Genomic DNA, 11,994 nt, shown 5'->3' with positions numbered 1-11,994 from the left:
ACCGCCGAACCACTCATCACCACACCAGCAACCACCAAAGCCGAGACGGTCATCGGAGCAGAAATACGCATTCGACCACACCCATCCTCGACGTCCTCCGCGCGTCTGAAACGGGTGAGTTCGTATGGGAGACAACGGCGCCTTTGTCTGCGAAGCCGAAGCTGTCAACCCACCCGATCCCGCACGGGGAAGCGAACACTCGATAACATACGGTACACAAATGCCGTGTACATCGAGTATGGATCTGAAAACTTGGGATAACTTGCGCGGCGCGGCAGCCTTGTCATCCAGAGTACCGGTCCGTGCGGTAGCGCGACATCGGGTGGATTCACGCGGTAGTGGCACCGAACAGGCAAGGCCCACAACAGGTCACAGTGGCTCCGTGCGGCCATACCCCGCGTAGCACAGGTCAGCCTCCACACCGCGAGCACCGTCGGCAGGGATCGCGCTGCTCCTCGAACCGCGCCAGTTCCGTTGTCGGCTCGATGTTCTCGAGTAGCTGGTCGGGACTGCCAGGGCGACCCACCCCCTCGACAGGATCCCACCGGTACCGAACGATTCGGGGTAGGCCCCCGGGCCGGCTACGTGTCGTCTCGAATCCGCCCCGCCGCGAGTTCCTGCCGCCCGATACGTCTCAACCGCCTCACGACCGGCGCGGACGCCGTGGGCGCCGCGCGGCTTCCTCGGCCACCATGGCTCGCCGGGCGGCGGGAACAAGAACCAGGATGTCCTCGCGCGAGCCGATCATGAGTTTCTGCAGGATCGCGGCCATCTGAGCGTCGACGGTCTTGAAGGAACTGCCACGCCGCGCGGCGATCGCGGTGTTGGTCCACCCCGCTGCCGCCAAGACCGCGACCTCCTGCTCGGCCGTCGACAACTCCTGCCATGGCGACGGGCGCTGCCGCCGCACCGGATGGTCGACCGGCAAGCGGTCCAATGACAGTGTGCCCAATGCCAACTGGGCCACCTCGAACTCGGGCCGCAGCAGCGTCCCCTCACGCTCGCCCACCGCGAACGCCTCCGCGCCGAGTACCTCGCGGGCGACCGCGATGGCGGCGGCGGTCTCCGTGGCGAACGGTCCCAGATTCGCGATATCCACGCCCAGTCGCTGCCGCAGTGCGGCAACGCCTCCGATGAGCCGCGCGATGTCGCGGGCCCGCTCCTGCACGACGTCGGACCGCTCGGCGCCCGCGTCGGCGATCAGGCGCGCCAGCGACCACGCCCGGACGTGGATCGCCCACACCGCGCCCCACTGATCACGCATCGCGAGTTGGCTCGCCAGCGTCGTCCGTCCCACAGCCAGAGCTTGTTGCGGATCGCCGTGCTTGGTCAATGCGATTGCCCAGGCCAATTCGGCCCATGATTCGGCCCACCGCGCTCCAGAGTGTTCCGCGTTGCCCAGGTGCCGCCGGGCGATGTCGAGCGCCTGCACCGCCGTGCCGAGAAACGCGGCGGCCAGTGCCTCGAACAGTTCACTCATCGCCGCGCCGCCGCGGTCGCCGAGCGCGGCGAATTTCGCCCGTGCCCGGGCGAATACGGAGATCGCGCGGAAGTCGCACCGGACGAGCATCAGCTCGCTGCCCCTGGTGAATTCCACCACCGCGGGCAGCCCGAGATCGCGCTCGGGATGCTCGCGCCAGCCCTCGCGAGTCGCCGGATCCGGCACACAAACAGCGACGCACTCGTCGAGCATGCGCGCGGCGTCCTCGTGCACGCCCTGGCACATGCTGATCCACCCGATCAGCGACATCGCGGCGATCTGCAAATCGACCGGCTGTGGGTCGAGGTCGCGGGTGGCGGCGAGGGTGCGCTCGGCCCAGCGGCGTGGCTCGCGTAGCGACCCTGTGAAGAACGGGATACGCAAGGCGATGAGCCCGACCGCGATCTCCAAACCGACAGCGGCCTCCCCGGGCGCGCCGAGGCCGCCCTCGATGGCGCACGCCAAGTTGTCCCATGCCGCCCGGGCCCAGTCCAGCAGATCCTGTTCGGCCGGTCCGAACCATTCGGCCTGTGCCTCGGCGACCTTGTCCCGGTAGTAACGGCGGTGCCGAGCCGCCACCCGGACTTCTTCGTCGCCGCGTTCCCGCAGTCGCTGTTGGGCGAACACTCGAAAACTCTCCAGCAGCGAATAGCGCACCGTGGTCGCCGTCAGGTGGACCGAGACCAGCGATTGATCAGCGAGCCGCTCGAGCAGGTCCTCGACATCGGCGCGCGCGAGACCATCGCGGTCGTCGTCCGCGCACACCACCTCGATCGCCTCCAGCTCGGCGCCCACGTCGAGACCGGATGTGCCCTCGTCCTCGTGGCCGACGTCGTAGCCGGCCGCGAACACCGACAGCCGATCGAACAGCAGACGCTCCTTGTCCCCGCACAGGTCGTAGGACCAGGCGATGACGTCGCGAATGCCCTGGTGTCGTTCGCCGGCGCCTACCCGGGGCCCATGCGCCCAGCGCAGTCGCCGGTCGCCTGCCTCCCCGCTGAGGTCGCGCAATATCGTCGTCAGCGGTTGCCGACGCAGCCGCGCGGCAGCCAACCGAATGTAAAGCGGGTGGTTGTGCACATGCCGACAGATCGCAATGGTCTGTTCGACATCGCGGTCGGCGATGGTGTGCCCGATCAGGCCCGCGCGTTGCCGGAACAAGGTCAGTGCCTGTTCCTGGGACAACGCCGGCACCGGCACCAGCTGCTCGTCGATCCAGCCGATCGCCTCGCGGCTGGTGGCGAGCACGGTGAGTCCGGGTACTGCGTCGAGCAGGTCGGCGATCACCCGACCCGCCCCGTCCAGGACGTGTTCGCAGTTGTCCATCACGAGGATCGTCTGCACGGCGCGGCCGACGGCGTCGGTTCGGGCGAGCGTGGCGATCACCGCATCCCACGCCGACCGTCCGGAGAAATCCGCGGCCACCAGCGACTGCGCGAGTTCCTCTTCGACCGCCGAGGCATCGGAGCCCCTGGACAGCCGGGCCAGGCGCACCCAGTGCACCGGCACTCGCCGTGCCTTGTGCAGGCGGTGCGCGGCCTCCGTCGCCAACCGAGTCTTGCCGATCCCGCCCACGCCGATCAGGGTGACCAGCCGGGTGGAGCCGAGCAGCAATATCCCGATCTTCTCCAACTCGCGGTCGCGGCCGACGAAATCGCTGGTGGCCGGTGGAGGACCTGGACCCGACGCACGTTCTACCGACACACCCATGCAGCGTAGTCGGGCCACGGCGACGGAATGCAGGAGAATGGGGGTTCGGCAAAGATCCGGTACGCACGCGAGGCGGACGGCCTCTACCGATGTGCCACACCCACCTATTCGCCGACGATTTCGCTGTACCGCAGTCGATCTCCGACCGAAAGGACCTGCAGTGGCACAAATACAAATCCTCGGAGCGGGGGAATGCGGGTTACCCCTCGCCCATCAGCTCCTGCGTGGCGGCAAGTCGGTCACCCTGGTGACCGACCGCGACGCCGCTGCCGTGCTCGCGGGCACCGTGACCAGCACCCAGGTCAAGTTCCCGGCGACCCTGGACCTCGAATCACATGCGGGGTTGGGCGTCTGGCGCTCGGCCGCGCCGAACATCGAAGGTATCCGCCTCGCGATGGTCGTCGACCACACGGTGGTCGCAGGTTGGGCAGGGCGCTTCACCCGACCGGCACAGAGCGTGGATCAGCGGACGGTGTTCGCGCACTGGCTCACCGATTTCGTCGCCGCGGGTGGCGACCTGCGCATCGCCGAACCGTCGGTGGCGGAACTCGACCGCACCGCGGCCGACTACGACCTGACCGTCGTGACCCGCGCCTCGGGCGAGCTCGCCGCCTGTTTCGAGGCCGACCCGGCGTGGATTCTTCCCGCCGAACCGCTACGCCGCCTCGCGGTGCTGTATCTCGACGGCGTCGAGCCGGACCCGGACCACCTCGGTAGCTATATCTCACTGCCCGAGCATGGAGAAGTGATCTCGTATCCCGGTCTGACCGGGCCGCCCGGGCAGGAACGCCGCTGTGAGATGGTACTTTTCGAGGCGCGGCCGGGCAGCTCGCTGGATGTGTTCGATCGGCACAGCACGCCCGGCGAACGCATCCGACAGGCCAAAAAACTGTTTGACCGGCACCTGCCCGCCGAACTGGCCGATCGGTATCGCGCTGCCGAGTTGACCGACGCCGGAGCGACCCTGGTCGGCGCCGTGACACCGGCCATGCGCAAGGCGGTAGGCACCCTGCCGTCCGGCGCGCCGATACTCGGTGGTGGCGACGTAGTCTGCCGGATGGACCCGGGAGGCGCGCAGGGCGCCAATAACGCCATCCACTGCGCTATCCGCTATGGCGAGGCGATCCTGCACAACCCTGAGGGCCCCTACGACCGGGCCTGGATGGAGTGGGCAGCCGCGCCGTGGCTCACCGGCATCGCGCACCCTGCGGCGCTGTGGACCATGACGGTGCTCGACCCGCCCCCAGCGGTGCAGGAGTTGATGCTCGCCGCACAGCACGACCCGACACTGGCCGACGCGTTCGCGGATACCTTCGCACGCCCGGCGAACATGGCCCGGTTCGCGGACGCCCCGGCCTGAGCGGTAACCGCTCCAGCCGTCAAGGCTGCCAGGTGGGCAGCTCGGGGAAAACGACCGGCAGTGCGGCAAGGGCTCGGTGGAATGGCCCTTGCCGCCAGGTCAACTCGTGCGGGGCTACCGCGGGCCGAAGTTCCGGAAGCGCGTCGAGCAGCTGGTCGATCGCATCCTGGACGATCAGATAGGCCGGACTCCGCGCTGGGCAGGCGTGTGGACCGGCGCCCCAGGCCAGGTGCGATCGGTTGCCGGTGTTGTCGGCGGAGCCGATCGCCGGGTCGTTGTTGCACCCCGCCATGCTGATCACGACCGGCTGGTGGGCGGGCAGCCAGACGTCGCCGATCAGGATCGGCTGACGCGGGTAGGTGACGCAGAAGTTCGCCATCGGCGGATCGGTGAACAGCACCTCGTCGAGGGCGTCCCGGGTGGACAGGCTACCGCCGAGGACATCGCCGCCGAATCGGTCGTCGGTGAGGATCAGCACCAGGCTGTTGATGATCAGGTTCTGTAGCGGTTCGATGCCCGCGCCATAGAGGACCACCAGCTGGTGGATCAGTTCCGCGTCGTCGAGGTTCGCCGGATACTGGATCAGGCGGGTCGCGATATCGTCGCCCGGCTCGGCGCGTTTGAGCTCGACCAGCCGCAACAGCGCCACACTGAGCATCTGATTGCCCCGCTCGGCATCAACGCCGTCGAAGACCGCGGCGGTCGCGGCGGCGACCTGCTGCCCGATCTCCCGCGGACAGCCGAGCATCGCGTTGATCGCCTCGAAAGCGAGCGGAAACGCGTACTGGGACACCAGATCGGCCTTGCCCGACGCGCAGAAATCGTTGATCAGGGGGACGGCGATCCGCTCTACCGTCGCATGTAGTGCGTGCAGGTCGACCGCGTTGATGCTCGCGGTATTGGCCTGCCGGTAGCGGGCGTGATCGTCGCCCGCGCTCCGCAACGCGTTCGGGCGCCACTCCATGACCGGCAGCACCGGGCAGTCCGGGGGAATATTCGCCTGCCAGGTGCGGGGGTCGGCCGGGAAGTGCACCGGATCGTGCAGAATCCGCACCGCGGCGTGGTAACCGATCACCAACGTCGCGGGCACTCCCGGCGCCAGTTCGACCGGCACCAGCGATCCGTGCCGGGTCCGCATCTCCCGGTAGGCGCGATGCGGGTCGGCGGCGAACTTCTCGGTGTACAGCGCTGCGCGCTCGGCGTCGGTGTCGCCGAGTAGTGGATGCGCACTCTGTTGCGCGCCACTTTCATTCGCTGGAGAGATGTGGTCCTGAGTCACTGTGCGGCTCCCCCATCAGAAGTGAATTCGACGAATGCGATCCGGCGAGCGGCACCACGCCGTCCCAACTCGCTTGTCGTCCAGCATGTTCGGCGCGACGACTCGACGCGTCATCCCGACCGCCGGGCGGACCGACAGACACAATGGCCCAGTAGGTAGATCACGGGCATCGGTAGTCACTGGTGACATGGGACGATTCCGTCGCGGCGGCGTCGTTCAGGGCACTCTCATTCTGGTTTCAGTTGTCGGTCCACCCGGAAGCGCGGCCACTGTCATGAAGCCGTCCACTCGAGCCACGGCAACGATCGGTAGCGGTGGCGATGCCGGGGATTCGCTGTCAATGCACCGGAGACGCCGCGTGCGGGGGATGCCGGCGATGATGGGACCGGATGGCATGGTGGTGGGGTGGTCACGGGTGCCTCGGCCCCCGCATCGACGGGGGCACAACAAGTTCGGCGGTGACGCGACTGGTGTATAACATCCATCGGCCCGGCCGACTCCATGACGAGCGATAGCGAGACACGATGCACGGTTATCTGAACCAGGTGTCCCAAGGCGCCAGCCCCTCCGGCTATCCCACGCGCGAAAGCATCGAAGCCCGCGCGGTCGAGCCACCGGGCAGCGCGGATCTGATCGTGAGTGCGTTGCTGTGGTTCCTGCCCGCGACGCTGGCCATGATGTCCGTGGTGCTCGCGCCCTGGTTCCTGATGGCGGGTGGTGTGTGCGAGTCCAAACCCGGCTGTCGGGTGGACATCAGCGCGGGTGTCTGGGTGATGGTCGGCGGCGGAATCACGGGATTCGTTGTCGGCGCGGTGATGTCCGGAAGGGCAGCCAAGCAGGGACGGGCACTGTTTCCCGGCGCGCTGGTCGGGGCGGTCCTCGTGGTGCTGGCGTGGTTCGCGGGCTCGTTCCTCATGGGATAGTTCGCCATCGCGGCGGATCGAGCGGCGCGGCCCCACCCGGCTTCCCAGCAGCACAAGCGATCGCGCCCGACGTCGTGCGTGCCGATCGGAGCGACCGCCGAGAAGGTCAGCACGCGTCGTCGCCGTCCTGGTAGTGGGCCGAGGCGGTGGCGCGCCGCCGGGTTGTCGACGCTACGGCGACTGCCGCACCCGAAATAGGCTTTCGGATACCAGCTTTCGGTCGGGTCGCCGACCGCGACCACCGAGATCCGGGTGGAGCGGGCACCGACACCCGCTGCTACGGCAGTGTCCAGGGGTGTAGACGGCGTGATCGGGCAGCGCAGGATCGGCATGTCGGTCCGGGTTTGTTCCAGATCGGCAACTCCGGTGTGCAGACGTAAGGGTGCTGCACGGTAACCATAGGAAGGCTCGCCCCGCGAGCGGCGGGTTCCCGCCTGCGGCCGCCAGAGCAGTGGTCGTCCGGTGCAGTTCATCCTCGGTGCGAGACGCCCGTCCCCGGCCGTACCGACTCGCGCACCACCCGCGTCATCGGGTCTGTGCCGCGACCACAGGGGCAGGTCGGCCTCGTCTTCCCTCATGCCGAACTCTGGTGCGGGTGTACTATTCGCCGGAATCACCCACCGCGGGAGCTCGGGCTCGGCCGGGCTGAGAGGGCGTGCCCTACGCTTCGCCGACCGCATGAACCTGTCCGGGTAATGCCGGCGTAGGGAGCATTTCCGTCATGGCATCATCGACCCTGGACAATGCCGGCCACGAAGCCCCGCTCACGCTCGAGCAGCCCGCACCGAAAGTGCTGTCGTTCTGGGATCAGAGCGCATTCTGGGCCAACCTCGGCGTCAGCCTCTTCGCGTTTTCCGGCGCGTACACGGTGCTGGCGCCGAACGCACAGGGCACAGCACAGATCTCGATCGCGGCGGGCATCCTCGCGACGATCATCGGGACCGTGCTGGGCGGGCTGATGCTCGGTGCGGCGGCTGTCCCCGGCGCGCGCACCGGCAAGCCCGCGATGGTGCTGCTGCGTGGTCTGTTCGGCGCCAAGCTGAGCTACCTGCCGACCGTGCTGAACGTCGCGCAGCTGATCGGCTGGGGGACGTTCGAACTGATCGTGATCGGCGATGCGGCCGCCGAGCTGTTCCACGGCGGGCCGCACTGGCTCTACGTGGTGGCCGCGGGAGTGCTCACCACCGTCCTGACCATCTGGCCGCTCGGGTCGGTCCGAGTGCTACGCCGGTTCGTGACGGTCGGCGTCGTCATCGCGTTGATCTGGTTCTACGTGCAATTCCTCCGCAGCGGACTACCCGACCTGCTGGCCGATCCCGGGCCGCGGGGCGACGGCCCGTTCGGGGTCGACTGGAACCTGTTCTGGATTGCCACCGATGCCGCCCTCGCCGTCTCCATCTCCTGGGTGCCGGTCGCCGCCGACTACACCCGCCACGCCCGCAGCAGCCGCTCGGCATTCGGCGCGGCCAGTGTGGCCTACGCGGTCACCCAGATCATCGCCTATGTCCTGGGACTGTTCGCCCTGGCGCTCACGACCGCGGACAGCGGCCCGTACACCCCATTCCTCCAGGTGAGCCTGGGCGCACTGTTCTTCTTCGTGTTCGTGCTGCGCGAAGCCGACCAGTCCTTCGCCAACGTCTATTCCACGGCGGTCTCGATCCAGAATCTGGCGCCGCGAGTCGACCGCCGCGCCTTGTCGATCGGCCTCGGCACCCTGATCACACTGCTTGCGCTGCGGTTGGACATGGCCGACTACTTCGGCTTCCTCGGCCTGATCGGGTCGGTCTTCGTGCCACTGCTCGGTGTGCTGGTCGCCGATTTCTTCCTGCGTGCGAACGGTGTGTGGAACACCGCGCACGATGCCCCCTCCCGCTGGGGAATGATCGTGGCCTGGCTGGTGGGACTCACGGTGTACCAGCTGGTCAACCCCGGTGACGCGGGGCAGTGGACCGATTTCTGGATACGGGTGCAGGGGATCGTGCATTTCACCAAGCAGGCGTGGATGAGCGCATCGCTGCTGTCGTTCGGCGCGGCGGTCCTGGTGGCGTGGCTGGTCGGGCGGGTCACGACGCTGCGCAAACCGGCATAGCGGTTTGTCACGATGGAGAGATGGGGCAGATCCGAGTCGGCACGTCGGGGTGGGTGTACCCGCCGTGGCGAGGGACGTTTTATCCGGCCGGCCTGACACAGAAGCGGGAACTGGCCTATCTGTCCGAACGCCTCGATTCGGTCGAGATCAATGGGTCGTTCTACGCGCTGCAACGCCCGTCCAGCTATCGGACCTGGGCCGAACAGACCCCGGACGATTTCGTGTTCGCGGTGAAGGGCAGTAGGTACATCACCCACATGAAGCGGCTGCGCGACGGCGACGCCCCGCTGGCCAACTTCCTCGCGTCCGGACCGCTCGCGCTCGGACCGAAACTGGGACCGATCCTCTGGCAGTTGCCGCCGACGTTGCCGTTCGACGTGCAGGTGATCGACACGTTCCTCAGCCATCTCCCCCGTACCACCACGCAGGGCGTCGAGGTCGCTCGACGACACGACCAGCGGGTCGACCCCGCCCATGCGGCCACCGATGCCGATCGTCCGCTGCGGCACGCGTTGGAAGTCAGGCACGACAGCTTCGTGACGCCGAGGTGCACCGAATTGCTCAGGCGGCACGGCGTCGCACTGGTGGTCGCCGATGCGGCGGGCAAGTATCCGCTGCTCGAGGAGGTGACCGCGGATTTCGTGTACATCCGGCTCCATGGGCACGACGAACTCTACGTCAGCGGGTACACCGACCAAGCCCTGGACGAGTGGGCAGCGAAAATCCGCGTGTGGGCCGAAACCGGCGACGTGTTCGCCTATTTCGACAACGACGCGAAGGTCATGGCGCCACGCGATGCCCTCGCTCTGCGGGCACGGCTGCCACGCCCGTGAAAGTATCCCGCGACAGTATTCGCCGCACCACCGCCGACGGTTGGTCACACAGGTCGATCGGACTGTGCCGCGACAACGGGTGATGCGGCGGCTCGTTACGCCGACCGGCGCAGCGGGTGCAGTGCGGCAAGTGCGCGCAGTGCGTCGGCGCGGGAGATCGGTTGGTCGTTCTCCAGGGTTGCCAATTCTAGTTCGATCCAGTCGCGGATGAGCGCGGACATGCTCACGTTGCGCTGTTCAGCGGCCTTCTTGACCCGCTGGTGCAGATCGAGCGGGATACGCAGTGAGGTGGTGACGGTGACCGTGTCCTCGGGGCGCAGTGATGGCGGCACCTCGCCCGGATCCACCGGTACGTCGCTGTATTCGAGGCCGGACAGCAAGTCCCGGACGTCGGTCGGGTTTGTCGGGTAATCAGTCATCGGCGTGCTCCCAACGCTCGAGTTCAGCCACCTGGGCGTCGGACATCTCGACCGCGCCCAGGATGTCCCACTGCCAGCCTTCGGTGCGGCGGACAGCGACGACGAGTGGCCGGCCGGTGTCGGTACGGCCCCACACCGTCAGGACCGTCAACGCATTCCGTCCACGCGCCCGCCGAGGCCAGCGGCGGGCACCCATGAGCACCTGCAATACCTCGTGCGGATCGATCCCCACGAGCGACAACAGTGCCCACTCAGGCCAGTTATAACCCATGATCAGCGATAATACAAGTGTATTGCATTGAGCCTCACCTGCGGCGCGCTATCGCGCGGGAGAGGTTCCAGCTCTGCCAGGTGTCGTCGTCGAGCCCCGCACGCAGCCGGTTGCGCACAGTCGTGCGCAGCGGTTCGGGAAGCCGATCGGTCGCGGGCAGGATATCCGGTGAGAGTGCCCCCAGGTAGTCGGCATCCAACGGCTTGCCGTGCAGCCAGCGGTCGATATTCTTGTCGGCGATCAGCTGTTCCGGGTCCAGGACGGCCAGGGCGAGGACGGTGGCCGCGGCGGTTGCGAGCACAGCGCGCGGCAGCCACACACGTTCCAGCCGCGCGACCGCGGCCGTGACCAGCAGGTAGACCAGGCCCAGCCACAATTCGCAGACCTCGACCAGGAGACGAAGGACGGTGAAGCCGTACGCCTGCTGGTATGTCCACATTCGACCGAGGGCCGAGGCGACGATGATCAAGGCGAGCATGCTCAACGCCGTGAGCAGTCCGCGAAGCCACCACCGATCCGCCGCGGTGTCCTGAGCCGCCCAGCGCAGCACGACCGCGATCACCACCAGTGTCAGGATGGTGACCGCCGACAATTGCCAGAACCCACTGCGCGCATATTCGGCGTAGGTCAGCCCCGCGGTGCGGCGAACGTATCCACCACCGAAGAGAGCGACGAACTGGGCAGCTACGAACGCCGCGAACAGAATCGCGAGCGCCCCGACCGGCAGCGCCCACTCCGGACGCCGCAGGCCACGGCGGCCGCCGTGGTCGGAGGCCGCGGATGCCGGCGGACCGGCGAGCAGGAACATCGCGCCGAGCGCGCCGACCGCGAACAGTCCGAACAGCCCGATCCACCGCAACACCGAAGGTGGATCGAGATCCGGCGTCACGACCTCGATCAGGGCGGCAAATGTCGCGTCGGCGCTGCCGAGCAGCGGGACGAACACCGCGAACAACGCGACGGTCACCACCAGCGACATCCCGAGCCGCCACGCCCGCTTCGCTTCACTCGCGTGCACCCGACTCATACCCGCGTGCGCCCACCGCACCGCGGCGGACGCCGCGAGCGGTACCGCCACCATGTCGTAGAGGACGCCGTGCGCCGACCGACGGCCGACGGCCGCCAGTGACCCGCTGACAGATGCCGCTACGACACACAGCGCGAACAACCACCCCGCGGCTCGGAACGCGCCGACCCCCAGCAGAGCCAGCGCGAGCAATGCCCACCAGAGCCGTCCCGCATTTTCCCTGCGACGTGCCGATGCCCGCGGTCGTATGGGTCGTTCGGTCCCAGGCTCCGGTGCAGGGTCACCGATGGTGGACACGTTCGCGGCAGCGCGGCGGGCATTGCGGTCGATCGAGAAGACTGCCGTCACGAGTACTGAGCCTGCGAGAACCCAGCCGATCCCGGGTCGGTCTACCGGAATCAGGATCGCGGCGGCCACCCCGGAACCCAGGGCCGCCGGCACCACACCGGGCTGGCAAGCGACCTGCCGCCATCGTGGCGGCCGTGTTCGCGCCATCGAGGCCGGGACGTGTACCCCCTCGGTCTCGGCTGCGGGCTCGGATCTTTCGGGCATAGTTTTCTCCTGTCGGCATGCTGGATCGCCCGGCGCCTCCGCGCGGAGAAC

The 11,994-nt window shown here is 67.8% G+C and carries 9 protein-coding genes and 1 riboswitch; of the genes, 4 read left to right on the top strand and 5 right to left on the bottom strand.

The genetic code is table 11. The features are described from left to right. Window positions 1–643: 643 nt before the first annotated feature. Window positions 644–3,184, bottom strand: coding sequence for an AAA family ATPase (locus tag AB0B25_RS29395; RefSeq protein WP_357186266.1), 2,541 nt, complete (start codon window positions 3,182–3,184; stop codon window positions 644–646). Window positions 3,185–3,350: 166 nt separating this feature from the next. On the opposite strand from AB0B25_RS29395, the gene AB0B25_RS29390 reads away from it, so the two are divergent. Beyond that, window positions 3,351–4,550, top strand: a complete 1,200-nt coding sequence (locus AB0B25_RS29390; protein WP_357186264.1) for a styrene monooxygenase/indole monooxygenase family protein — start codon at window positions 3,351–3,353, stop codon at window positions 4,548–4,550. Between the two features lie 19 nt (window positions 4,551–4,569). Here AB0B25_RS29390 and AB0B25_RS29385 read toward each other — a convergent pair whose 3' ends face one another. After that, a complete protein-coding gene (locus AB0B25_RS29385; protein ID WP_357186272.1) occupies window positions 4,570–5,736 on the bottom strand; it encodes a cytochrome P450 in 1,167 nt (388 codons plus the stop codon). Between the two features lie 617 nt (window positions 5,737–6,353). Here AB0B25_RS29385 and AB0B25_RS29380 point away from each other — a divergent pair. The 3 genes from AB0B25_RS29380 (at window position 6,354) to AB0B25_RS29370 (ending at window position 9,674) form a co-directional block, all read left to right on the top strand. Next, window positions 6,354–6,752, top strand: coding sequence for a hypothetical protein (locus AB0B25_RS29380; RefSeq protein ID WP_357186261.1), 399 nt, complete (start codon window positions 6,354–6,356; stop codon window positions 6,750–6,752). Window positions 6,753–7,373: 621 nt separating this feature from the next. Continuing rightward, window positions 7,374–7,463, top strand: a riboswitch (TPP riboswitch). Between the two features lie 10 nt (window positions 7,464–7,473). Beyond that, window positions 7,474–8,841: a cytosine permease gene (locus tag AB0B25_RS29375; RefSeq protein ID WP_357186258.1), complete on the top strand. Its 1,368-nt coding sequence runs from the start codon at window positions 7,474–7,476 to the stop codon at window positions 8,839–8,841. Between the two features lie 20 nt (window positions 8,842–8,861). Beyond that, window positions 8,862–9,674 carry a DUF72 domain-containing protein gene (locus AB0B25_RS29370; RefSeq protein ID WP_357186255.1) on the top strand — a complete coding sequence of 271 codons (813 nt, stop codon included), beginning with the start codon at window positions 8,862–8,864 and terminating at the stop codon, window positions 9,672–9,674. Window positions 9,675–9,769: 95 nt separating this feature from the next. Here AB0B25_RS29370 and AB0B25_RS29365 read toward each other — a convergent pair whose 3' ends face one another. From AB0B25_RS29365 to AB0B25_RS29355, 3 genes are read right to left on the bottom strand one after another with little or no spacing between them, the layout of a single operon-like run. Next, a complete protein-coding gene (locus AB0B25_RS29365) occupies window positions 9,770–10,093 on the bottom strand; it encodes a CopG family transcriptional regulator (protein ID WP_357186253.1) in 324 nt (107 codons plus the stop codon). Further along, window positions 10,086–10,364, bottom strand: coding sequence for a hypothetical protein (locus AB0B25_RS29360; RefSeq protein WP_357186250.1), 279 nt, complete (start codon window positions 10,362–10,364; stop codon window positions 10,086–10,088). Before AB0B25_RS29360 ends, AB0B25_RS29365 begins: the two co-directional genes overlap by 8 nt. A 34-nt stretch (window positions 10,365–10,398) precedes the next feature. Then, on the bottom strand, window positions 10,399–11,943 hold the full coding sequence (locus tag AB0B25_RS29355; RefSeq protein WP_357186247.1) for a DUF4173 domain-containing protein: 1,545 nt from the start codon (window positions 11,941–11,943) through the stop codon (window positions 10,399–10,401). Between the last annotated feature and the right edge of the window lie 51 nt (window positions 11,944–11,994).

Origin of the sequence: Nocardia sp. NPDC049190, assembly GCF_040648115.1 — a bacterium.
In the GTDB taxonomy this organism is placed as follows: Bacteria; Actinomycetota; Actinomycetes; order Mycobacteriales; family Mycobacteriaceae; genus Nocardia.
Note: the sequence above shows the minus strand (reverse complement) of the source record. Positions and strands in the feature narration are given on the sequence as shown.